Annotated in this window: 20 protein-coding genes; 6 read left to right on the forward strand and 14 right to left on the reverse strand. The window is 67.4% G+C overall.

Translation table 11 applies throughout. The features are described from left to right. Nucleotides 1–15 precede the first annotated feature (15 nt). The 4 genes from fabZ to J0I99_RS01765 are packed head-to-tail and all read left to right on the forward strand — an operon-like array spanning nucleotide 16 to nucleotide 3,197. Nucleotides 16–453, forward strand: a complete 438-nt coding sequence (gene fabZ, locus J0I99_RS01750; RefSeq protein WP_291391138.1) for a 3-hydroxyacyl-ACP dehydratase FabZ — start codon at nucleotides 16–18, stop codon at nucleotides 451–453. Next, nucleotides 450–1,247: an acyl-ACP--UDP-N-acetylglucosamine O-acyltransferase gene (lpxA, locus tag J0I99_RS01755; protein ID WP_291395451.1), complete on the forward strand. Its 798-nt coding sequence runs from the start codon at nucleotides 450–452 to the stop codon at nucleotides 1,245–1,247. The genes fabZ and lpxA overlap by 4 nt, the downstream gene beginning before the upstream one ends. Then, complete coding sequence (gene lpxI, locus J0I99_RS01760; protein ID WP_291395453.1) at nucleotides 1,247–2,059, forward strand: UDP-2,3-diacylglucosamine diphosphatase LpxI; 813 nt, start codon at nucleotides 1,247–1,249, stop codon at nucleotides 2,057–2,059. Before lpxA ends, lpxI begins: the two co-directional genes overlap by 1 nt. After that, nucleotides 2,052–3,197, forward strand: a complete 1,146-nt coding sequence (locus J0I99_RS01765; RefSeq protein WP_291395455.1) for a lipid-A-disaccharide synthase — start codon at nucleotides 2,052–2,054, stop codon at nucleotides 3,195–3,197. The genes lpxI and J0I99_RS01765 overlap by 8 nt, the downstream gene beginning before the upstream one ends. Here the strand turns inward: J0I99_RS01765 and J0I99_RS01770 are convergent. Together J0I99_RS01770 and gltX are read right to left on the reverse strand one after the other, a co-directional pair. Beyond that, nucleotides 3,173–4,465 (reverse strand): citrate synthase, encoded by a 1,293-nt coding sequence (locus J0I99_RS01770; RefSeq protein WP_291390306.1) that lies wholly within the window; start codon nucleotides 4,463–4,465, stop codon nucleotides 3,173–3,175. The two genes, J0I99_RS01765 and J0I99_RS01770, sit on opposite strands and share 25 nt — an antisense overlap. A gap of 161 nt (nucleotides 4,466–4,626) precedes the next feature. Further along, nucleotides 4,627–6,042 (reverse strand): glutamate--tRNA ligase, encoded by a 1,416-nt coding sequence (gene gltX / locus J0I99_RS01775; RefSeq protein WP_291390305.1) that lies wholly within the window; start codon nucleotides 6,040–6,042, stop codon nucleotides 4,627–4,629. Nucleotides 6,043–6,175: 133 nt separating this feature from the next. Here gltX and J0I99_RS01780 point away from each other — a divergent pair, with 133 nt between their 5' ends. Further along, nucleotides 6,176–6,862, forward strand: coding sequence for a DUF4350 domain-containing protein (locus J0I99_RS01780; protein WP_291395457.1), 687 nt, complete (start codon nucleotides 6,176–6,178; stop codon nucleotides 6,860–6,862). A 60-nt stretch (nucleotides 6,863–6,922) separates the two neighbouring features. Then, entirely contained in the window at nucleotides 6,923–9,052 is a 2,130-nt protein-coding gene (locus tag J0I99_RS01785; RefSeq protein WP_291395459.1) for a ComEC/Rec2 family competence protein, read from the forward strand. Here J0I99_RS01785 and J0I99_RS01790 read toward each other — a convergent pair. The 12 genes from J0I99_RS01790 to J0I99_RS01845 form a co-directional block, all read right to left on the reverse strand. Next, the gene (locus J0I99_RS01790; RefSeq protein WP_291395461.1) at nucleotides 9,021–10,979 is read right to left on the reverse strand and encodes a beta-galactosidase; all 1,959 of its coding nucleotides are present in this window, start codon (nucleotides 10,977–10,979) and stop codon (nucleotides 9,021–9,023) included. The genes J0I99_RS01785 and J0I99_RS01790 overlap by 32 nt on opposite strands. Before the next feature lie 8 nt (nucleotides 10,980–10,987). Next, nucleotides 10,988–11,860, reverse strand: coding sequence for an SMP-30/gluconolactonase/LRE family protein (locus tag J0I99_RS01795; RefSeq protein WP_291395463.1), 873 nt, complete (start codon nucleotides 11,858–11,860; stop codon nucleotides 10,988–10,990). Beyond that, entirely contained in the window at nucleotides 11,857–12,468 is a 612-nt protein-coding gene (locus J0I99_RS01800; RefSeq protein ID WP_291395465.1) for a 2-dehydro-3-deoxy-6-phosphogalactonate aldolase, read from the reverse strand. The genes J0I99_RS01795 and J0I99_RS01800 overlap by 4 nt, the downstream gene beginning before the upstream one ends. A 5-nt stretch (nucleotides 12,469–12,473) precedes the next feature. Further along, nucleotides 12,474–13,379 carry a 2-dehydro-3-deoxygalactonokinase gene (locus J0I99_RS01805; protein ID WP_291395467.1) on the reverse strand — a complete coding sequence of 302 codons (906 nt, stop codon included), beginning with the start codon at nucleotides 13,377–13,379 and terminating at the stop codon, nucleotides 12,474–12,476. Between the two features lie 248 nt (nucleotides 13,380–13,627). Then, nucleotides 13,628–14,347: a transcriptional repressor LexA gene (lexA, locus tag J0I99_RS01810; protein WP_291395469.1), complete on the reverse strand. Its 720-nt coding sequence runs from the start codon at nucleotides 14,345–14,347 to the stop codon at nucleotides 13,628–13,630. A gap of 102 nt (nucleotides 14,348–14,449) precedes the next feature. After that, the gene (gene glp / locus J0I99_RS01815) at nucleotides 14,450–15,655 is read right to left on the reverse strand and encodes a gephyrin-like molybdotransferase Glp (protein WP_291395471.1); all 1,206 of its coding nucleotides are present in this window, start codon (nucleotides 15,653–15,655) and stop codon (nucleotides 14,450–14,452) included. After that, entirely contained in the window at nucleotides 15,652–16,122 is a 471-nt protein-coding gene (moaC, locus tag J0I99_RS01820; RefSeq protein WP_291394178.1) for a cyclic pyranopterin monophosphate synthase MoaC, read from the reverse strand. Before moaC ends, glp begins: the two co-directional genes overlap by 4 nt. Further along, nucleotides 16,119–16,910: an indole-3-glycerol phosphate synthase TrpC gene (trpC, locus tag J0I99_RS01825; protein ID WP_291395473.1), complete on the reverse strand. Its 792-nt coding sequence runs from the start codon at nucleotides 16,908–16,910 to the stop codon at nucleotides 16,119–16,121. The genes moaC and trpC overlap by 4 nt, the downstream gene beginning before the upstream one ends. A 1-nt stretch (nucleotide 16,911) precedes the next feature. Next, on the reverse strand, nucleotides 16,912–17,928 hold the full coding sequence (gene trpD / locus J0I99_RS01830) for an anthranilate phosphoribosyltransferase (protein ID WP_291395475.1): 1,017 nt from the start codon (nucleotides 17,926–17,928) through the stop codon (nucleotides 16,912–16,914). Beyond that, nucleotides 17,928–18,524: an aminodeoxychorismate/anthranilate synthase component II gene (locus J0I99_RS01835; RefSeq protein ID WP_291394173.1), complete on the reverse strand. Its 597-nt coding sequence runs from the start codon at nucleotides 18,522–18,524 to the stop codon at nucleotides 17,928–17,930. Before J0I99_RS01835 ends, trpD begins: the two co-directional genes overlap by 1 nt. A 187-nt stretch (nucleotides 18,525–18,711) precedes the next feature. Further along, the gene (gene trpE / locus J0I99_RS01840) at nucleotides 18,712–20,223 is read right to left on the reverse strand and encodes an anthranilate synthase component I (RefSeq protein ID WP_291395477.1); all 1,512 of its coding nucleotides are present in this window, start codon (nucleotides 20,221–20,223) and stop codon (nucleotides 18,712–18,714) included. Next, entirely contained in the window at nucleotides 20,220–22,097 is a 1,878-nt protein-coding gene (locus J0I99_RS01845) for a peptidylprolyl isomerase (RefSeq protein ID WP_291395479.1), read from the reverse strand. The genes trpE and J0I99_RS01845 overlap by 4 nt, the downstream gene beginning before the upstream one ends. Between the last annotated feature and the right edge of the window lie 31 nt (nucleotides 22,098–22,128).

A 22,128-nucleotide genomic window follows, 5' to 3' on the forward strand; every position in this document is an offset into this window, starting at 1 on the left:
CGCGAGCTGACGACGATGGATATCCAGGAAATCCTGCGGCATCTGCCGCACCGCTATCCGTTCCTGATGATCGACCGGATCATCAAGATCGACGGCAACGAGTCCGCGGTTGGCATCAAGAACGTGACGTTCAACGAGCCGATGTTCCAGGGCCACTTCCCGGGCGAACCGGTCTTTCCCGGCGTGCTGATCATCGAGGGCATGGCGCAGACCGCCGGCGCCATCGCCATTGCGGCAGGAACCGGCCAGGGCCAGGACCACATCGTCTACCTGCTCACCGTCGACAAGTGCAAATTCCGCAAGCCCGCTCGTCCGGGCGACCGTATCGAGTACCATATCCGCAAGATCCGCCACCGCATGACCATGGGTTGGTTCGAGGCCAAGGCGATCGTCGACGGCGTGGTGATTGCCGAGGCGGAAGTTGGCGCCATGGTGAGCGTCAACGAGCAATGACCGTCCACCCCACCGCAATCGTCGAGGACGGCGCCACGCTGGGCGCCGACGTCACGGTTGGTCCGTACTGCGTGGTCGGGCGCAACGTCACGCTCGGTGACGGCGTTGAGGTCATCTCCCACGCCGTCGTCACCGGCCGCACCACCATTGGGCCGCGCACCCGAATCTATCCTTTCGCCTCCATCGGCCACCAGCCGCAGGATCTGAAGTACGCGGGCGAGCCGTCGACGCTGAGCATCGGCGCCGATTGCACCATCCGCGAGCACGCCACCATCAACCCCGGCACCGCCGGCGGCGGCATGCAGACCGTGGTCGGCGACCGCTGCCTGATCATGATCGGCTCGCATGTCGGCCATGACTGCCACGTCGGCAACAACGTCGTTCTCTCCAACAACGCCGGTCTTGCGGGGCACTGCAAGGTCGATGACTACGCCATCCTGAGCGGTCACGCCGGCACGGTGCAGTTCGTGCATGTCGGCGCCCACGCCTTCATCGGCGGCATGACCAAGGTGGAAAAGGACGTCATTCCCTACGGCATGGTCAACGGCAACCCCGGGGTACTGTCCGGCATCAATCTGGTCGGCCTGAAGCGCCGGGGCTTCGACCGCGAGGCCATCCACCAGCTGCGCGCCGCCTACCGCATGATCTTTGCCAGCGAAGGCACGCTGCGCGAGCGCGTCGAGGACGCCTCCGAGCTGTTCGCCGACGAGCCGCTGGTGCAGGATCTGGTCCGTTTCATCAGCGCCGCGCAGGGCGGCCTGACTTTGCCGGACAATGCCGGGACCGAGGAGTAGTGCCCCGGCGCCTGAGTATTCTCGCAGGCACCGGTTCCCTCGTCACGCATGTCATCGAGGCGGCCCAGCGTGCCGGTGACGAGATCCAGGTCATCGCGCTCATGCCGCAACCGGATCGCCCCGGGGTCACCGTGCTGCCGGGCGACACCCGCGATCCGATGTCGATCATCAGGACGATCCGCGCCTTCCGCAGCACGCACATCACGCTGGCAGGCGGCGTCACGCTTGGCGACCGCGCCCGCGAGGGCCTGTCCGAGTTCGCCACCGGCTCCCCAGCCTCGGCCGGCGATGCGGTGCTTTCGAAAATGTCCGCCGTGGTCCGTACCATGACCGGGGCCAGGATCCTGGGCGCACATGAAGTGGCTCGGGACCTGCTCGCGCCAAATGACCGGATCGCGGGAGCGGACCTGACCGGACAGCAGCTGAAGTCGGCCCGCATCGCCCTTGCCGCCGCGCGCGACATCGGGCGGCTCGACCTCGGCCAGGCCGTGGTCGTCGCCGGGGCACGCGTCGTGGCGGCCGAGGACGTGGGCGGCACCGACGAACTGCTGCACCGCGTCGCGCGTCACCGCCAGGAAGGGCGCATTGGTGATGGGGTAGGGCCCCTCATCCTCGCCAAGGCAGCGAAGCCGCAGCAGCCGCTCTCGGTGGACCTGCCTGCCATCGGCCCCGACACCGTCGCGAAGGCCGCCGAGGCCGGCATCAGCATCATTGCGGTCGAGGCAGGCAAGACCCTGCTGCTCGAGCGCGCCGCAATGATCGAGGCGGCGGAGAAGCGCGGGATCGCCATTCTCGGTCTCAAGCATGGCTGAGCCGCTGCGCCTGTTCATCCTTGCCGGCGAAGCCTCGGGCGATCGGCTTGGGGCTGACCTGGTCCGTCGCCTCGGGCAACGCCTTCCGGTGCAGCTGTCCGGGGTTGGCGGCGCCGAGCTCGAGGCGGAGGGCCTCGCCAGCATGTTCCCCATGTCCGATCTCGCGGTGATGGGCTGGAGCGACGTACTGCGCCGGCTGCCGCTCCTGCTCTGGCGCGTCCGCCAGGTGGCGCGCGCCATTGTCCGGTTGCGGCCCGATATCGTCGTCCTGATCGACTCGCAGGTGTTCAGCAAGGCCGTCGCGCATAGGGTGCGCCGGGCCGGGGTGGTGGTGCCGACCATTCTTTACGTCGCCCCCACCGTCTGGGCCTGGCGTCCCGAGCGCGCGCCGGCGCTCAGGCCGCTGTTCGACGAGGTCCTGGCCATTCTGCCGTTCGAGCCTGCCGCCATGGCCGGGCTCGACGGGCCGCCGACGCACTTCGTCGGCCATCCGGCGGTCGCACGCTTTCCTGGTCGTCCTGCGCAACCCGAGCGTGGCCCGCTGCTTCTCCTCCCCGGCAGCCGGCGGGGCGAGCTTCGCCGCCACTTGCCGCTCATGCGGGCGGCGGTCCAGCAGTTCCGCGATCATCCCCGCGTTACCGGCTTCGCCATCCCGACCCTCGAGCACCTGCTGCCCAGTCTCCGCCGGGAAGTCGCGCACTGGCCGGCACCCGTAACCCTTGTCACCGGCGAGGAGCGCCGCTCGGCCTGGGATGCAGCCATCGCGGCGTTCGCGGTCAGCGGCACGGTAACGCTCGAGCTGGCGATGACCGGAATTCCGATGGTCGTGGCCTACGTCGCCGACCCGCATCAGGCCCGCCAATATGACAAGCTGGGGCGCAAGGTGACATTGGCCCTCCCCAGCATCATCCGGGGTAGCAATGTGGTGCCGGAGCTGCAACTGCGCAGCAGCGCAGGGCCCTTCGACCTCTCCGCGCTCAGCGCGCTGCTCGACGATCCCGCGGCCATTCCCGCCCAGCTTGCCGCGTTCGCCGAAGTCCGGGCCCTGATGCAGAAAGGGGCGCCTGAGGCGCCCCTTGCGGATGTCGTGGATCGGGTGCTCGCGCACGCGCCTCAGCGGTTGCTGATCGGCTCGTAGTCGCGCACCGGCGAGCCGTTGTAGAGCTGGCGCGGACGGCCGATCTTCTTCTGCGGGTCGGCGATCATTTCCTTCCACTGCGCGATCCAGCCCACGGTGCGGCTGAGCGCGAAGATGGCCGTGAACATCGAGGTCGGGAAGCCGATCGCGTCGAGGATAATGCCCGAGTAGAAGTCGACGTTCGGGTAGAGCTTGCGATCGATGAAGTACTGATCGTGGAGCGCGATCCGCTCCAGTTCCTTGGCCACCTGCAGCGTCGGCGACAGATTGTCGGCACCGAGCTGAGCCAGCACCTCGTTGGCCGCCTGCTGCATCACCTTGGCGCGCGGATCGTAGTTCTTGTAGACCCGGTGACCGAAGCCCATCAGGCGGAAGCCGGAGTTCTTGTCCTTGGCCTTGGCGATGAATTCCGGGATGCGATCGACAGTGCCGATCTCCTTGAGCATGTTCAGCGCCGCCTCGTTGGCGCCGCCGTGCGCCGGACCCCACAGGCAGGCCACGCCTGCCGCGATGCAGGCGAACGGATTGGCATCCGACGAGCCGGCGAGGCGGACCGTCGAGGTCGAGGCATTCTGTTCGTGGTCGGCGTGGAGGGTGAAGATCAGGTCCATGGCCCGTGCCACGACCGGATTCACCACGTAGTCCTCGGCCGGCACGGAGAAGCACATGCGCAGGAAGTTCGACGCGTAGTCGAGGTCGTTGCGCGGATACACGAACGGCTGCCCGACCGAGTACTTGTAGGCCATGGCGACGATCGTCGGGATCTTGGCGATCATGCGGATCGAGGCGATCTCGCGCTGCTGCGGATCGTTGATGTCGATCGAGTCGTGGTAGAACGCCGCCATCGCCCCGACCACCCCGCACACGATCGCCATCGGGTGCGCGTCGCGGCGGAAGCCGCGGTAGAAATAGTGCATCTGCTCGTGCACCATCGTGTGGCGCGTCACGCGCTGCTCGAAATCGGCCATCTGGGCCTTGTTCGGCAGCTCGCCATAGAGCAGCAGGTAACAGACTTCCAGGTAATTGGATTTGTCGGCCAACTGCTCGATCGGGTAGCCCCGGTACATCAGCTCGCCCTTGTCGCCATCGATATAGGTGATGGAGCTGTCGGTCGCCGCCGTGGAGGTGAAGCCGGGATCATAAGTGAACATGCCGGTCTTGGCGTAGAGCGATCGGATGTCGATGACATCGGGGCCGACGGAGCCAGAGAGCACCGGGAACTCGTAAGTCTGGTCCCCGATGGTAAGTTTGGCGATGGTATCGCTCATGAATCGCTCTCCATATTGGGCCGATTGGCGCCCGCGAAAGAGGTGGGAGCGGGCCGGCCATGCGTCGTTATGAGGCAGGTGGCAGTGGGGTAACGCATATACCCCCACCTGCGCAACAGGTGGGGGAACACGCCTGACCTAATCACATTTCCCAATATGCATCAGGCCGCCTGATCGCCCAGTCTGGCGAGCGTTTCGTCTCGCCCGATCAGCACCATCACCTCGAAAATTCCCGGCGAGACCGTACGTCCGGTCAGGGCCGCGCGCAGGGGTTGCGCCACCTTGCCGAGCTTGAGCCCGCGCGTCTCCGCGAAGGCTCTTGCCGCCGCGTCGATGGCGTCGACGGACCACTCGTTCAACCCCTTCAGGATTTCAGCGAAGGCCCCGATGTTGCTGCGTGCATCGGCGGACAGCTGGTCGGACGCCGCCTGGTCGATGCTCAGCGGTCGCACCGCGTAGATGAACTGGGCCAGGTCGATCAGCTCGAGCACGGTCTTGGCGCGAGGCTGCAGCTCGGGCAGGGCGGCAAGCACCGTGTCCTTGTTGTTCCTGAGGCCTTCGGCATCGGTGAGCCGCCCCACTTCCTCGGCCGTCGCCAGCATCACGTCGTAGAGCCGCTGCGGCTGGGCCTCGCGGATATAGTGGCCGTTGATGTTCTCTAGCTTGACGAAGTCGAAGCGTGCCGCGCCCTTGTTGAGCGCATCGAGGCTGAACCACTCGACCATCTGCGCGGTGGAGAAGATCTCGTCGTCGCCATGGCTCCAGCCCAGCCGCGCCAGGTAGTTGCGCAGCGCCTCGGGGAGGTAGCCCATCTGCCGGTAGGCCTCGACGCCGAGCGCCCCGTGGCGCTTGCTCAGCTTGGCCCCGTCCGGCCCGTGGATCAGCGGGATGTGGCTCATCTCCGGCACGTCCCAGCCCATGCCGTTGTAGATCACGATCTGGCGGGCCGCGTTGGTGAGGTGGTCGTCGCCGCGGATGATGTGGGTGACGCCCATGTCGTGGTCGTCCACCACCACGGCCAGCATGTAGGTCGGCGTGCCGTCGGAGCGCAGGATGATGAAGTCGTCGAGGTTCTCGGCCTTGAACACCACCTCGCCCTGCACGTGGTCGTGCACGCGAATCTCGCCCGACGGCGGCGCCTTGATGCGGATCACGGGAGCCACGCCGGCCGGGGCCTCGGAGGGGTCGCGGTCGCGCCAGTAGCCATTGTAGCGCGGCGGCAGCCCATTGGCGCGCGCCGTCTCACGCATCTCGGCCAGTTCCTCGGGCGAGCAATAGCAGTAGTATGCCTGGCCGCGCTTCAGCAGCTCGTTGGCTACCTCGGCGTGCCGCGCGGCGCGCGAAAACTGCATGTAGGGCTCGCCGTCCCAGTCGAGGCCGAGCCACTTGAGCCCCTCGAAGATCGCCTGCACGGCGGCCTCGGTCGAGCGTTCCCGGTCGGTGTCCTCGATCCGGAGCAGCATCTTGCCGCCGGTGTGGCGCGAGAAAGCCCAGTTGAACAGGGCTGTGCGCGCTCCACCGATATGGAGGTAGCCCGTGGGCGAAGGAGCAAAGCGGGTGACGACGGGGGTGGCCATTGTCGGTGAAAGGTCCCGGAGTGGTGGCGTCTGCGGGCTGTGTAAGCACCCGGCGCGGCAAGCGCAAGGGCAGGGACGTTGACACCCGGTTGCGAGCAAGGCATCGCTCCAGCAGGGGCGCGAGAAAGAGCCGATGACCACTGTCGTCATGGATGCATTGAGCCATCAGGCCATCCGCGCTGCCGGCAGCGAGGGTGAATTCTATCGGGCCGCGCCGGAGCGCTCCGGCCACTGGAAGGGCAGGCGCCTCACCGGTCTCGAACATATGCTCGCGGAGCTCGGCCATCGCTTCTTGGTCGCCCGTCCTGACAACCAGACCCTCGCCGTGGCCGGCCTGTTGATCATCGCCAGCCGCTCGCAGGACCTGCCGTTCACCCCCTCCGAACTTGAGGCGATCCGCGATTTCGTCAGGAACGGAGGCGGGCTGCTGCTGATGGCCAACCACCGGCACTTCATTTCTCCGCAGCAGCAGGTGGCGCTCGCCCTGGACCTGCCGTTCGGCTTCATCGATGCCACGATCGCCGGTTTCCCGGGGATCGAGCTTTCCCGCCACGAACTGACCGCGGGCTGCGACAGCATTGTCGTGCGCAACTCCACCTCCATCGCCGCTGGACCTGGGGCGATCGCGATCGCGCACTTCACCGCCGACAGTCGCCATCGCTTCGCCGTGGCGGCCGAGTCCGGCAGGGGCCGGGTGGTCGGGACCGGTGATTCCGGCTTCATGGCCAGTTCGGACGACACCGGCCGCGACATGTTCGCGAGCGGATCGAACGCGACTTTCATCGCCAACTGCGTTCGGTGGCTGGCCCCGGCCGCCTGAGCGCCACTGGCCCTTCGCCCGGAGCCGTGTAACATCGGTCGCGCAGGGCGGGGGCACCCGATGACGGACACTCTCAAGGCAGGGGCCGAACTGAAGCCGGGGCCGGTACGGCTGTCCCCGCCTGTGCCTTCCTCCCCCACGCGCGGCACGCGCGCGATGCCGCTGGCCGGGCTGGCGGCGAGCATCTCGTCGGCGCTCGAGCATCGCCGCCTCTTCCTGCTCTGGCCCTATGGCCTCGTCGCCGGGCTCGTCGCCGCCGTCGCCGTGCCCGAGACGCCGCCCCCGTGGGCCCTGGCTGCCGTTGGCGCCATCCTGGCAGTCCTTCTCGCGGCCCTCCACAACCGCCTTGCTCTGCTTCGTCTGCTGAGCCTCGTGGCCATGGTTTGGCTTGGCTTCTGTCTCCTGCCGATCCATGGCGCCCTGTTCGGGACCACCATGTTGGCCCGCCCGGCCTACGGCACGTACGAGATGCGCGTCGACGAGATCGTCTCGGCGACGGGCGACGAAGTCCGCGCCATCGTCTCGGCCATCACGCCCGCCGGCGACGCCCGCTCAGTGCCGATCCGCCGTGCGCGCGTCGTCATCCGCGCCGGATCGGGCCTCGCCCCCGGCGACATCATCCGCGCCCCGGTGCGCTTCTACGGCGTACCCGGACCGGTCGTCCCGAACGGCTTCGACACCCAGTTCCATGCCTATTTCGACGGCGTCGGCGCCTACGGCAACACCACGGGTGGCTTCGAGCGCCTGGCCGTGGGTGATGCGTCGGCGCACGAACGCGTCATCGACAGCATCCGCCGCGCCATTGCCGCCCACATCGACGCACACCTCCGGCAGCCAGCGGCTGGCATCGCGCGTGCCCTCATCAACGGCGACCAGAGCGCCGTTTCCGACGAGGCCCGCGACACCATGGCGTCGGCCGGCCTGGCCCATGTGCTGTCCGTGTCCGGGCTCCACCTCACCATTGTCGCCGGCCTGGTCCTCGTGGCGCTGCGCATGGGGCTCGCGACCATCGGCCCGATCCATGGCCTTGTGCCGGTCAAGCGCGTTGCCGCCGGCGGCGCCGTACTTGCCGCGCTGGGCTACTTCGCGATCTCCGGCGGCAATGTCGCGGCGCTGCGCTCCACCATCATGCTGGTGCTCGTGCTGGGCGCCATCGTCTTCGGCCGTCGTGCGCTCACCATGCGCAACGTCGCCATCGCCGCACTGCTGGTGATCGTCACCGATCCTTCGAGCATCTTCCGCCCCAGCTTCCAGCTCTCGTTCGCGGCCGTCGTCGCACTGATCGCGGCATGGGAGATGATGCGACATCACGATGAGCGCAATAGCTCGATCGTCGCCAAGGTGGGCGGCTACCTCTGGGGCATCGTGCTCACCAGCGTCATCGCCGGCCTCGCAACCCTGCTGTTCTCGGTCTACCACTTCCAGCAGACCTCGCCGCTCGGCGTCCTCGGCAACCTGGTCTCCCTGCCTTTGGTCGGCTTCGTCATGATGCCGTCGGCCGTCGTCGCCACGCTACTGATGCCGCTCGGCTGGGAAGCGCCGTTCCTCGCCATCATGGGCTGGTCCATCGACGTGATGCTTGCGCTCGGTCACATCGTCGCCGGCTGGAGCGCCGGGCTCGACCACAGCCCGCTGCTCACCCCGCTGGCGCTCGGCATCGGCACCGCGGCTTTCTCCTGGTTCACATTCCTGCCGACGTGGCATCGCCTGATCGGCCCCGCCGCGGCCATCCCGCTCATCGTCCTGGTCGCCCTCGACAATCCGCCGGACCTGCTGATCGCGGACACCACGCAGGCCATTGCCATGCGTGTGGAAGGCGACATGGCGCTTGTTTCCGGCAAGTCGGACAGCTTCGCGGTCGATGTCTGGCGAGAAACCTATTCGGTCCCCATCGAGGCGAACTCGCCGCTCAGTTGCGACAGCATCGGCTGCTTCGGCCTCAGCCCGAGTGGTTTTGCGGTCGCTTTGGTGAAGGACCCGGCCGGCTTCTACGAGGACTGCGCGATGGCCGACATTGTCATCGCCCGCCGCTCCGTACCTTCGACTTGCAGCGCGCCAACGGTGATCGATGCCGATGCGCTGGCGCGCGGCGGCGTGCAATGGCTGCGGTGGGACCAGGCGGCGCGCCGCTTCGACGTGCGCCCCGCCGTCCCGCCGGTCAACCGGCCGTGGCGAGTAGCGCCACCGTGACGCCGGCGGCGGCAATCTCGGCGCCGCCCAGCACATAGCCGCTCTCGTCCGCTGCCGGCGAAAGCCGCGCCACGGTGTCGCCGTAGTTAAGGTAAATGCGCCACTTGCCGCGCGTCCGGCAGCGCACCCCGGCTGGCAGGTCGAGCGTCGGCACCTCGGCTTCGGACAGCATGTGGTCGATGATCCGCTGCATCAGCGCCCGGTCCCCGCTTGCCGCGAGGTAGTGGAGCCTGCCCTGCGCGACAAGCACGGGGAAGTCCTCCTCGTCCTCGATCACCACCTGGGCCCGTGTCTCCAGTCGCTCGCGCCAGTGCCCGACGGCGCCGCCGCCCTTCACCGACACAGTCCGGCGCGGATCGGTGCTGTCGACGCGGGCCACGCGCGCGTCGAGCAGGTTCTGCGGCAGATCCGGTGCAAGCGCGGCGGGGATGGAGAAGTTCTCGGTCTTTGACCCCGAGCGCGGCCCGATCAGCAGGTGCCCCTCATAGTTGGCGATGGCCTCGCGCAACGGCTCGTTCCAGCTGAACAGGGCCGGGATGATCACAACGTCATAGCCGGCAAAGTCGGTCGTCGACGGCGGCAGGATGTCCACGTCGACGCCGCGCTTGCGCAGCGGCACGTAGCAGTTGCGCACATGCTGGTGATGCGAGAAACCCTTGGCCTGCGGCTGGATCTGCCAGGCCCACTCGCTCTGGTAGTCGTAGACGATGGCGACGCGGCCCTTGCGCGCCACCCCGTCGATGCCGAGCTCCTTGAGCTCGCGCGCCACCTGTTCGGCCTCGAAATAGCCCGGCGCTTCCTTGCTGTCGGGCCGCAGCAGGCCGGCATGCATCTGCTCCTGCGCGAACGGTGCCTGGCGCCAGCGGAAGTAGCTCACCACCTCGGCCCCGTGCGCGAAGGCCTCCCAGGCCCAGAGCCGCGCCATGCCCGGCAGCGGATCGGGGTTGTACTCGGCCCAGTTCACCGGGCCCGGCTGCTGCTCCATGATCCACCAGCGGCCGTGCCCGACGGCCCGGTAGATGTCGTGCTGCAACCCCTGCGCATCGGGCTCGCCCTGGCGGAAATAGGCGGCCTTGACCTCGTCGCTCTCATTGGAAACCGCGAGGTGACCGATCGGGTAGGAATCCCAGCTCGCCACGTCCAGGGTCGCGGCCAATTCGTAGTGGTCGAACTCGGTGAAGCGCCCCATGAAATTGTGGATCACCGGCAGGTCGGGCCGCGCCGCTTTCATCAGGTCGAACTGTACCTTGTTGAACGCTGCTACCTGCGCCGACGAGTAGCGCCGGAAATCCAGCCAGTGCGTCGGCGCAGCCTCGGTGACGGTGAGGTTGGGCAGGTCGATCTGGTCGAAGCGGTTGTAGTCCATCGACCAGAACACGCCGCCCCAGGCCTCGTTCAGCGCCTCCACGGTCCCATAGCGCTCCGCCAGCCAGCGGCGGAAGCCCTGCCGCGCCGCCTCGGAATAGGAGAGCACCGTGTCGTGGCAGCCATACTCGTTGTCGGTCTGCCAGCCGGCGAGGGCAGGGTGGTTGCCCACCTTCTCGATCAGCAGCTGCGTGATCCGCGCACATTCCTCGCGGTAGCCGAGGTGCGAGAAATCATAGTGCCGGCGCGAGCCGAAGCCGCGCGGCCGACCGTGCCTGTCTACCGCCAGCATGTCGGGATGCTTGTCCAGCAGCCAGCGTGGCGGTGTCGCCGTCGGCGTGCCGACGATCACCTTGAGCCCGTGCCGGCCCAGCGTATCCATCGACTGCACGAGCCAGTCGAAGTTCAGCTCGCCCGGCCTCGGCTCCAGCCGCGACCACGCGAACTCGCCGATGCGGACATACTCGATGCCCACTTCCGCCATGCGGCGGGCATCCTCTTCCCACCATTCGGACGGCCAGTGCTCGGGATAGTAGCAGACGCCAATAGCAGGAACAGGCACGGTTGGTCTCAGAGCTTGAGGAAGGGTTCGGCGAGGCCGGGCACGTCGACGTCGATGGCGAACACGCTGCCGGCGGTCGGCTCGCGCTCCTCCTCTTCGGGCGTCATGCCTTCACGCGCCGTGGTGAGGTAGAGCGTCTTCATGTCCTTGCCGCCGAAGGCCGGACAGCTGACGCGCGTGACGCCGGGCACCTCGATCACCTGGTCGAGCTTGCCCTCGGGCGAGATGCGGATCACCGCCCCGCCACCCCAGCGGGCATTCCACACGAAGCCCTCGGAATCGACCACTGATCCATCGGCGCCACCGAGGCCATCCATCGTGTAGAAGTCCTCCCAGGGACCGGCCGGCAGCCCGGTCTCGGGGTCGAGCGTGCACTTGACGATCATCTTGCCCGAATTGGTGAAATAGGCGGTTCGTCCGTCCGGCGAGAAGCAGATCGAGTTGGGGATGCGGATGTTCTCGATCACCTTGGTCAGCTTGCCGGCGCGATACTGGTACACTCCGCCCACGCCCGGCTCGGCCTTGCGGCCCATCGTGCCGATCCAGAACCCGCCGGCGCGATCCATGCGGCTGTCATTGGTCCGGTTGCCCGGCACGTCGTCCTCGATGCCGATGATCGGCGTCGACGTGTCCGACGCGAAGTCGTAGCGCAGCAGCGTCCCTGACTGGGCCACCGCCAGCGTATCGCGGTCGATCACGGCGGCCGCGCTCACCGTATCCTTGAACACGATGCGGTCGACGATGTGCCCATCCGTGCCGGCGCTCAGCATCGTGCGGTTCAGGATGTCGAACCAGAACAGCCGCTCGAGCAGCGGGTGCCAGAACGGACCTTCGCCCAGTTCGCAGCGGCTATCGACGAAAAGCTCGGCCTTCCGGTTCATTGTGGTTTCCCCTGGTCATAGGCAAGAACGGCGGCGGCAGCGCGCTGCGCCACGTCGGCGGCGCTCATCCCCGGCTTGAAGATGTAGGTTCCGAGCCCGAACCCGGCGCAGCCGGCGGCGAAGTACTCGCCGAAATTGTCGGGGTTCGCCCCGCCCACGGCGTAAAGCGGAACGGTCGGCGGCAGCACCGCCTTCATCGCCTTGATGCCCTTGGGCCCCAGCACCTCGGCGGGGAAGAACTTCAGCCCGGTTGCCCCCGAGCGGATGGCGGTGAACGCATCGGTGGGCGTGAACACGCCCGGATAGGAGGCGAGCCCGCGCTCCACCGTTGCCCCGATCACGGCGGGGTTGGTGTCGGGCGAGACGATGAAGCTGCCGCCGGCGTCGGCCACCTCGTCCACCTCGAAGCGCGCCAGCACGGTGCCGGCGCCGATCAGGGCGCGGCCCTCGAAGGCCTTGGCCGCCTCGCCGATCGAGCGCAGCGGCTCGGGCGAATTGAGCGGCACCTCGATCAGGGTGATGCCCGCCTCGACCAGCGACGTGCAGACCGGCAGCATTTCTGCAGGCGTGATGCCGCGCAGGATGGCGATGATGTGGCGATGATCCATGTCCGTTACCCTTGTCTCGCGGCCTTGAGCCCGGCCAGCGTCGCATCCGTGGCGTCGACGACGCGTGTCTTCGCGCCCAGCCGCTCGAAACCGATCTGGTAGAGGCCGCACAGCCCGACGCTGCCGATGAGCGGAATCTCCGCGCTGCCGATCCAGTCGCGCTGTCCGCCGATCTCGGCGCCGATCAGCAGTCCCGACAGGAAGCCCGCGCACCAGGCCGAACTGCGGCCCGAGAGCAGCGAGCCGGCCCGCACCTTGAACAGCGTCGCGGTCAGCCGCTCCGGATGGGTGAGCCCCTGGTCGAGCCCGGCATCGAAGCCGAGGTCGCGATCCTCTCCCTCGAGCTCGCCGCCGAGCGAGTGCCGCAGCACCGAATGGGTGCGCAGGAGTTCGAAGATCTCGCCCGTCATCGCGCTCGAAAAGCGCGTCAGCCGGGTGCCCTCGAGCATGGCCCATTTGCTGTGCGTGCCTGGCATGACCGCGAGGCCGGAGAACCCGGGAACGAGTGCCGAGAGCCCGAGCAACTGTGTTTCCTCGCCACGCATGACGTCTTCCGCACCTAGATCGCGCAGGCAGACGCCGGGCAGGATGCGCGGATGGAGCGGGCCCGGCATGTCCGGCGCCACGGCCCCCGCGGCGAGCTTGCCGAGCTCTGCTGGCGCGTCGAGGTAGGGCGCTTCCGCCCAGCCCTGTCGCGCGCCGGCCATGCCGCAGATCAGCACTTCGCTGACGTCGTCGGCGACACCCTGCAGCAAGGCCGTCAGCACGCCCGGATACTGTTCCCGGCTAAGCTTGCCCATCCCGTCGGGTGACGATCGCGAGAACGCAATCCCGCCATCGGCATCGATACCCCAGGCCCGCAGGTTGGATGTTCCCCAATCGACCGCGACCCACTCGACCTGTCCCGCCAATAGTCCCACTCCCTCGCACGGCCCGTTCACCGCGCATCGAACCGACGCCGCCTAGAGTGCAAACGGGAAGGCTGTCCACTCGTCCAGTAGGATGGACGCAAAAGCATCCGATCCGGCGACGGCGCGGACCCTAGCCGCTTTGCCGATCCAGCCAAAGTGCGTTTGCAGGCCAGCGGGTTCGATTCCAAAGGAAAAAGGGCCGGCGCAAGGCCGGCCCCAGTAGACCCGATTGGCAGCAGGGTCTGAAATCAGTACTTGCGCAGGAGACCAACCAGCCGGCCCTGTACCTTCACCCGGTCAGGGGGAAAGATGCGGGTCTCGTAGGCCGGGTTGGCCGCCTCGAGCGCCACCGAATTGCCGCGCCGGCGCAGCCGCTTCAGCGTTGCTTCCTCGTCATCGACCAGCGCGACGACGATCTCGCCCGTCGACGCCGCGTCCTGCTTCTTGATCAGGACGGTGTCGCCATCGAAGATGCCGGCCTCGATCATCGAGTCACCGCGGACTTCGAGCGCATAGTGCTCGCCTGGCCCGAGCATCTCGGGCGGGACCATGATGGTGTGGCTGTGCGTCTGGATCGCCTCGATGGGCGTACCCGCTGCGATGCGCCCCATCACCGGAACGGTCACCGCCCGGTAGTCGCCAGCCGGCGCGACGGCCGATGCGCGGGCAGGGGGCGCTGCCACCTTGCCGAGATTGCCCTCGATCACCGACGGCTCGAACCGGGCCTTTCGTCCGCCCAGCGAGGGGTTCATCGAGTCCGGCAGCTTGATCACCTCGAGCGCTCGCGCCCGGTTGGGCAGGCGGCGGATGAAGCCGCGCTCCTCGAGCGCCGTGATCAGGCGGTGGATGCCCGACTTGCTGCGCAGGTCGAGCGCATCCTTCATCTCGTCGAAGGAGGGCGGAATACCGGATTCCTTCATCCGCTCGTGGATGAACATCAGCAGTTCGTGTTGCTTGCGCGTCAGCATGGCGGCCCCGTGAGCAGAATCGGAACAAAGACTGAACGTTGTTGTATCCGTTCCAGTTATGTTCTGCAACAGCGCGGTAAATATGGCGTTAGCGCCGCCCGGTCAGCCCCAGTTGAGCGGGATCACGTCGACGATCGCGCCCGGCGGCACGCCGGGGTCATCCTCCGGCACGACGATCAGCGCGTCGGCGAGAGCCAGCGAGGTCGAGTGGCTCGAATCCGTCTCGAAGATCGGCGTCACCTGCAGGTAGCCGATCTCGTTGCGGCTGAGGCTGGCCCGCATGTAGTGCCGGCGCGGCCCGTTGGGCGGCAGCCCCTGCAGCGTCGGCAGCGCGATGCGCGGCCAGAACGGATCGGTGTGGCCAACCATGGCCCGAAGCGTCGGCTTGAGGATGATCGTCGCCGTCACCAGCGCCGACACCGGATTGCCCGGCAGCCCGAACACCAGCGTCTTGCCGCGCGTCCCGAACATCAGCGGCTTGCCCGGCCGCATCCGCAGCTTCCAGAAGTCGAGCTGCACGCCGAGGTCGCGCAGCACCTCCTGCACATAGTCGCGTTCGCCCACGCTCGCACCGCCGGTGGTCACCAGCACGTCGACGCCGGCATCGAAGGCGCGGAGCAGCGCGGCCTCGATCAGGCCCTTGTCGTCCTTGACGATGCCGAGGTCGATCACCTCCTCGGCATACGGCGACAGCATCGGCACCAGGCCATAGGAGTTGGACGCGATGATCTGGTCCGGACCAGGCAACGAGCCCGGCGGCACCAGTTCGTCGCCCGTCGCGACGATCGCAACGCGTGGCCTTCTGGTTACCTGTAGTTCCGGCCGGTTTGCCGAGGCCGCCAGGTTCAGCATGGCGGGCGTCAGCCCCACGCCGGCGGGGAGCAGTTCCGTGCCGCGCAGGAACTCGAAGCCCTGCCGGCGCACGCTCTGGCCGGGCTTGGGCACCTTCTCGAAGCTGATCTGGTTGCCCTTGGCGGTTGCCTCTTCCTGCATGATCACCGCATCGGCGCCGATCGGCATCGGCGCGCCGGTGAAGATGCGGACGCACTGGCCGTGCTCCATCATGCCCACGAAGCGCGCCCCGGCCTGCGATGTCCCGGCGAGCTTCAGCGGCCGACCGGGCACCACCTCGGCAGCGCGCACCGCGTATCCGTCCATGGCGCTCGCATCGAACGGCGGTTGGCTGTGCGTCGCAACGAGCGGCCTGGCCAGCACGCGCCCATGCGCCTTCGCCAGCGGCACCGTCTCGCTGCCCAGGGTCGGGAGCTTGCGGAAGATCCGCTCTATGGCCTCATCGACCGGCATCATCGGCGGAACTCTCCCGACTTGCCGCCCGACTTCTCCTCGAGCTGAACCATGGCGATCCGCATCGCCCGGTCGTGCGACTTGGCCATGTCGTAGAGCGTGAGCGCCGCGACCGAAGCCGCCGTCATCGCTTCCATCTCGACGCCGGTCTGGGCCGTCGTTTCAGCCGTGGCCGTCACCAGCAGAGCAGGGCCCTCGCCGGTGATCTCGACGCTGACGCTGGTCAGCGGGATCGGGTGGCAGAGCGGGATCAGTTCCGACGTCTTCTTGGCCGCCATGATGCCCGCGACGCGCGCCACGGCCAGCGCGTCGCCCTTCTTGAGCGTGCCGCCGAGTATCAGCGCCACCGTCTCGGGCCTGGCCTCGAGCCGGGCCGTCGCCACGGCGCGTCGGCGCGTCACCGCCTTCTCGCCGATGTCGACGATATGGGCTTCCCCACGCTGGTTGAGGTGGGTGAGGGCCATCGTCAGCCTCGCAGCAAGGTCATCGTCGCGGCAGCCACGTCATCCTGCCGCATCAGGCTCTCGCCCACCAGGAACGTGCCGATCCCGGCCTTCTCGAGGCGCAGCAGGTCGGCATGCGTGTTGACGCCGCTCTCGGACACCAGGTGCACGCCCTCCGGCACCCCGCCGGCGAGCGTCACCGAGGTATTGAGCGTCGTCTCGAACGTCCTCAGGTTGCGGTTGTTGATGCCGATGAACTCGGCATTTAGCCCCAGCGCCCGGTCGAGCTCGATCTGGTCATGCACCTCGACGAGCGCGTCCATGCCCCACTCCTCGGCCGCATCGAGCAGGTAGCGCGCCGTGTCGTCGGTCACCGCCGCGAGGATGATGAGGATGCAATCCGCGCCCCAGGCCCGGCTTTCGGCCACCTGGTAGGTCTCGAACAGGAAGTCCTTGCGCAGCACCGGCAGGCGCGTGGCGTTGCGCGCCTCGAGCAGGTAGCCCGGCGCGCCCTGGAAGCTCGGCCGGTCGGTCAGCACCGACAGGCACGCCGCGCCGCCCAGCTCATAGGCCCGCGCGATCTCTGCCGGGTTGAAGTCGGGGCGGATCAGGCCCTTGGACGGGCTCGCCTTCTTCACCTCGGCGATCAGCGCGAACTGGTTCTCGGCGCGCTTCTTCTTGAGCGCGGAGAGGAAGCGCCGAACCGGGGGCGCGTCATGCGCCTCGGCCACCACCTCGTTCCACGGCCTCAAGGTCTTGGCCGCCGCGATCTCCTCGCGCTTGTAGACTTCGATCTTGGAGAGGATGTCGGACATGTCAGCCGTTCGAAACCGCGATGAGTTTGTCGAGAGTTGCCTTGGCACGGCCGGAATCGATCTCCCGTGCCGCGAGGTCTGCACCCAGCTTCAGCGTATCGGCGCGGCCGGCCACGATCAGCGCCGCGGCGGCGTTGAGCAGCACCACGTCGCGATAGGGATCCTTCACGCCGTCGAGCAGCGCGCGCAGCCGCCCGGCATTGTAGGCGGGATCGGCGCCCTTCAGGTCGGCGATGGTCGCCCGGGGCAGGCCCGCATCCTCGGGCTTGATCTCGAAGCTGCGCAGGTCGCCGCGCTTGATCGACGCGACGAAGCTCGGGCCCGTCGTCGACAGCTCGTCCAGCCCGTCGGCGCCATGCACGACCCAGGCCGAGATGGCGCGGTTCGCCAGCAGCGCGGCCGCCACCGGCTCCACCCATTTCTTGTCGTAGACGCCAAGCATGTAGCGCCGCGCCCCGGCCGGGTTCGACTGCGGACCGAGCAGGTTGAACATCGTGCGGGTGCCCATTTCCATGCGCGTCGGGCCGACATGCTTCATCGCCGGATGGTGGGCCGGCGCGAACATGAAGCCGATCCTGGCCTCGCGGATGCACTGGCTGATCTTGTCCGGCCCGATGTCGATCTTGATCCCGAGCGCCTGCAGCACGTCCGACGCACCGGACTTCGAGCTCAGCGCGCGGTTGCCATGCTTGGCAACCGGCACGCCTGCCGAAGCCGTGACGATCGAGGCTGCGGTCGAGATGTTGAGCGTCTCCGCTCCGTCGCCACCCGTGCCGACGATATCGATCGTGCCCTCGGGCTCGTCGACCTCGACCGGCACCATCTTCTCGCGCAGGATCGACACCGCGGCGGCGATTTCGCCCACCGTCTCGCCCTTTACCCGCATGCCCATGAGGAACGCGCCGATCTGGCTCGGCGTCGCACCGCCCTCCATGATCGTCGACATCACCGCGCGCATTTCCTCGCCGGTGAGGTCCTGGCGCGACGCGATCTTGTTGAGAGCCGCCTTGATTTCCATCACGCTGCCTTCTTGAGGTTGAAGTCCCGGGCCAGGTTCAGGAAGTTCTGCAGGATCGCGTGCCCGTTCTCGCTCGCGATGCTCTCGGGGTGGAACTGCACCCCATGGCTCGGGTAGCGCCGGTGCTGCATGCCCATGATCAGCCCGTCATCGGTCGACGCCGTGACTTCGAGCGTATCCGGCAGCGTCGCGGCCTTAACGATCAGCGAGTGATAGCGCGTCGCCTCGAAGCCCGAGTTGAGTCCGCGGAACAGGCCCTTGCCGGTGTGGTTGATCTTGCTGGTCTTGCCATGCATCAACTCCGGCGCGCGGATCACCTCGCCGCCGAAAGCCTGGCCCAGCGCCTGGTGTCCCAGGCAGACACCGAGGATCGGCATCGTCGGTGCGAACCGCTCGATCAGCCCGAGGCAGATGCCGGCCGTGTCCGGCGTCGCCGGCCCGGGCGACAGCACGATGGCGTCGGGCGCCATATCGGCGATCTCATCGAGGGTGATCTTGTCGTTCCGCCGCACCTCGCTCTCCGCGCCCAGTTCGCCAAGGAAATGGACGAGGTTGTAGGTGAAGCTGTCGTAGTTATCGATGACGAGAAGTCTCATTCCGGCCACTTGCTCCTTGCAGCCCTTCTATCACCGGGACCCTGCTGGTCTACCACAGTATCCCGACTGACCACCGGGTCATTCCCGCGAAAGCGGGAACCTCCGTTTCGGTGTTAGCCTCGCCATCGAAAGAAGACATGGATTCCCGCTTTCGCCGGAACGACGGCGGTGAGGGTGACGCCACGGCTCATTGCCCGACCCTCGCCTCGCCGGCATAGCGCAGCGCTTCCTCGGCCGCGCTGAACAGCGCGCGCGCCTTGTTCTCACATTCGAGCTGCTCGAGCTCGGGTTTGCTGTCGGCCACAATCCCGGCGCCGGACTGCACGTAGATCTTGCCCTTCGACACGATCGCGGTGCGCAGCACGATACAGGTGTCCATCGTCCCGTCGGCGCCGAAATAGCCCACGCACCCGCCATAAATGCCGCGGCGCGACTTCTCCAGCTCGTCGATGATCTCCATCGCCCGCACCTTGGGCGCGCCGGACACCGTGCCGGCCGGGAAGCCGGCGGCCAGCGCATCGACGAAATCGTACTTGGGATCGAGCTCGCCCACCACGTTCGAGACGATGTGCATGACGTGCGAGTAGTACTCGAGGAAGAACTTGTCCGTAACCTTGACGCTACCGATCTTGGCCACCCGGCCCACATCGTTGCGGCCGAGGTCCAGCAGCATGAGGTGCTCGGCCAGCTCCTTGGGATCGCTCAGCAGTTCGTCCGCCAGTTCCTTGTCGCGCGTCGGCGTCGCACCGCGCTTGCGCGTGCCGGCGATCGGGCGGATCGTCACCTGGCCCTTCTCGACCTTCACGAGGATTTCCGGGCTCGAGCCCGCGACGGCGAAATCGCCGAAATCCAGCATGTACATGTAGGGCGAGGGGTTGGTCCGGCGCAGCGCCCGGTAGAGCGCCGTCGGCGGCAGCGTGAATTCCGCCTCGAAGCGCTGGCTCAGCACCACCTGGAAGATGTCGCCCGCCCGGATGTAGTCCTTGGCGTCCTCCACCATCCGCGCATACTCGGTCCTGGTGGTGTTGGACTTCACCTCGATCCTGTCGAGTTCCGGCGGCGCCGCGGTGTAGGGCAGGGTGCGTCCGAGCCGCGCCACCGCATCGTCGATGCGCGACTGCGCCGCTTCCCAGGCCTGCCGCGCCGTCACGCCGGCCCGCACATAGACCGGCGCCGTCAGGTAGAGCTCGTCCTTCAGCGTATCGAACACGGCCAGTACGGAGGGCCGCATCAGGATCGACTCGGGGAACCCCAGCTCGTCCTCGTGCCGGTCGGGCAGCACTTCCATCTGCCGGACCATGTCGTAGCCGAGATAGCCGTAGATGCCCGCCGCGGTGGAGGGCAGCCCTTCCGGCACGTCGGCCTGGCTCTCCGCAACCAGCGCCCGCAACACCTCGAGCGGCGCCTTGCTCACCGGCTCGAAGGCCTCGGGCGTCAGCCCGGCGTTGCGGTTGATGCTCGCCGCGCCCTTCACGACCCGGAGGATGATGTCGGGATCGAACCCGATCATCGAGTAGCGGCCGCGCGTCGCCCCGTCCTGCACGCTCTCGAGCAGGAACGTGTTCTTGCGCCCCTCGGCCAGCTTCAGGTAGGCGCCGATCGGCGTCTCCAGATCCGCCACCACGCGGCGGAAGACGATCTGGGCCCGGCCGGCATCGTAGCCGGCCGCAAAGCCGCTGAACTGGCCGTCAGTACTCATTGGACCGTGCCGGTATTCAGCAGTTGGCTCATGACCTGCTGGTTGATGCGCAGGCCGGCATCGCTCTTCAGCCCGGCGAGCAGCGCCTGGTAGACGCTCTCGCGAGTCGTGTCCTCGACATACTGCTTGGCCTGCGGCGTGGCGTCGGCGGCCGCCTGAACCACTTCGGCCACCTTGAAGACCACATGGTCGCCGTCGCCGTTCACTGCCGACCCGAAGTGATCGGGCCCGCCGTTGAACACCTCGTTGGCGACCGCCTGGTTCAGCACCGGCGTGCCGTCGCCCGAGCGCTTCAGCGGCTGGCTCAGGGTCGGGAACTGGCCAACCTCGCTGGCGACGTCGGCGATCGACTTCCCGGCCTTGAGCTCGTCCAGCATCTTGGCGACCTGCGCCGTCATCGCCTCTTCGGTCTTGGCATTGGTCCAGGCCGTCTTCACGGCGTCGCGAACCTCGTCCAGCGACTGGTCGCGCGCGTCCTGGACGCTCTTCAGGTCGAAGAACATGGCGCGGTTCGAGCTGAGCGTAATGGTCGGCGACAGCTCGCCCTGCGTCGCGTTGAACACCGTCGTCGCGATCTTGCTGACATCGTCAGCCGACAGGTCGGGCTGCACCGGCAGCTCCGGCGCCCCCGGCGTCATCGCCAGGGTGAAGGTCTTCAGCCCGAAGCGGTCGGCGATCTCCGTGAGCGGCTTGAAGGCGGCGCGCAGTTCCTCGATCTGGTCGAGGATGTCGCCGTATTCGCTGCGCGCTTCGGCCAGTGCCAGCTGCTTGCGGATCGCGTCCTTCGAATCATCGAGCGAGACCTGGCCGCCCGCCTCGATCGCCGTCACGATCACCGCCCGCTTGGCGCCGATGCCCTCGATGATGGTGTAGTCGTTGGCCGCTTTGAGGCCGAACGCGGCGTCCGCCAGGGACGAGTCGGTAACCTCGGCCTTGCTCAGCGTCCCCAGGATCGTCGGAGTGGCGCCGGTTGCCTTGAGCACATCGGCGATCGGCGTTGCCGCCGCCTGGCCGTCGGTGAAGGCCTTCTCGAGCTCCGGCGTCGTCAGCGCGACCTGCTCGATCGTGCGCTTCTCGATCTTGACCCGGCTGTCCTTGGTCCGCTCGTACTCGGCCGCGACCTGTTCGTCGGTGATGGTCTTGGTGCTTGCGATCACGTCCGGCGACAGCGCCAGCAGCTCGACATTGCGCGTCGGCTTGGTGCGGAAATCGGCCTGGTGGTCCTTCAGGTAGGTCGCCAGTTCGTCCTCGGTGGGTTCGGCCACCGACGGCAGCGTCTGCGCATTGAGCACGAAATAGTCGATGGACCGGGTGTCGGCCGCATAGCGGTTGATGATGTCGACCGCCGTCGCCGAAACCGGCACGCCCGCCAGCAGGCCGCTGACCAGCTGCTGGCGCCGCGCGGCCCGGGTCTGGAGGTCGAAATACTCGGCCTCGGTATAACCGCTCTGCTGCAGCGCCCGGACGAACGTCGCGCGGTCAAACTGGCCGAGGGCGCTCGCGAAGTTGGGGTCCTCGCGCAGCATCTTGCTCAGCCGGTCCTCGGAAACCCCGATCCCCATGTCGGTGGCGAACTTGTTCACCGCCGCCTCGCCGGACAACCGGTCGATCACCGCGCCGGGCACGCCCAGCGAGATCGCTTCCTCCAGCGTCGGGACGCGGCCGAACCGCTGCGCCAGCGCGTTGATCTGGCTGTCGTAGGCGCGCTGGTAGTCCTTGATGGAAATGTCCTGCCCCGCGACGGTCGCTACCGTGCTTGACCCGAACTGCAGGATGACGTTCGAGATACCGAAACCGGCCAGGCCGATCAGCAGAAAGACCCCCAGAATCTTGCCGAACCAGGTGGTCGTGAGATGGCGCAAACCTTCGAGCATCGAAACAAATCCAACAACGTCCGCCTCCCCG

The organism is Devosia sp. (assembly GCF_017307495.1).
Lineage (GTDB): Bacteria > Pseudomonadota > Alphaproteobacteria > Rhizobiales > Devosiaceae > Devosia_A.

Bases quoted from the DNA above. Each gene is read 5' to 3' on its own strand.
- fabZ (WP_291391138.1), top strand. From the start codon at position 16: ATGGATATCCAGGAAATCCTGCGGCATCTGCCGCACCGCTATCCGTTC.
- lpxA (WP_291395451.1), top strand. From the start codon at position 450: ATGACCGTCCACCCCACCGCAATCGTCGAGGACGGCGCCACGCTGGGC.
- J0I99_RS01765 (WP_291395455.1), top strand. From the start codon at position 2,052: ATGGCTGAGCCGCTGCGCCTGTTCATCCTTGCCGGCGAAGCCTCGGGC.
- J0I99_RS01770 (WP_291390306.1), bottom strand. From the start codon at position 4,465: ATGAGCGATACCATCGCCAAACTTACCATCGGGGACCAGACTTACGAG.
- gltX (WP_291390305.1), bottom strand. From the start codon at position 6,042: ATGGCCACCCCCGTCGTCACCCGCTTTGCTCCTTCGCCCACGGGCTAC.
- J0I99_RS01780 (WP_291395457.1), top strand. From the start codon at position 6,176: ATGACCACTGTCGTCATGGATGCATTGAGCCATCAGGCCATCCGCGCT.
- J0I99_RS01785 (WP_291395459.1), top strand. From the start codon at position 6,923: ATGACGGACACTCTCAAGGCAGGGGCCGAACTGAAGCCGGGGCCGGTA.
- J0I99_RS01795 (WP_291395463.1), bottom strand. From the start codon at position 11,860: ATGAACCGGAAGGCCGAGCTTTTCGTCGATAGCCGCTGCGAACTGGGC.
- J0I99_RS01800 (WP_291395465.1), bottom strand. From the start codon at position 12,468: ATGGATCATCGCCACATCATCGCCATCCTGCGCGGCATCACGCCTGCA.
- lexA (WP_291395469.1), bottom strand. From the start codon at position 14,347: ATGCTGACGCGCAAGCAACACGAACTGCTGATGTTCATCCACGAGCGG.
- glp (WP_291395471.1), bottom strand. From the start codon at position 15,655: ATGATGCCGGTCGATGAGGCCATAGAGCGGATCTTCCGCAAGCTCCCG.
- trpC (WP_291395473.1), bottom strand. From the start codon at position 16,910: ATGTCCGACATCCTCTCCAAGATCGAAGTCTACAAGCGCGAGGAGATC.
- trpD (WP_291395475.1), bottom strand. From the start codon at position 17,928: ATGGAAATCAAGGCGGCTCTCAACAAGATCGCGTCGCGCCAGGACCTC.
- J0I99_RS01835 (WP_291394173.1), bottom strand. From the start codon at position 18,524: ATGAGACTTCTCGTCATCGATAACTACGACAGCTTCACCTACAACCTC.
- trpE (WP_291395477.1), bottom strand. From the start codon at position 20,223: ATGAGTACTGACGGCCAGTTCAGCGGCTTTGCGGCCGGCTACGATGCC.
- J0I99_RS01845 (WP_291395479.1), bottom strand. From the start codon at position 22,097: ATGCTCGAAGGTTTGCGCCATCTCACGACCACCTGGTTCGGCAAGATT.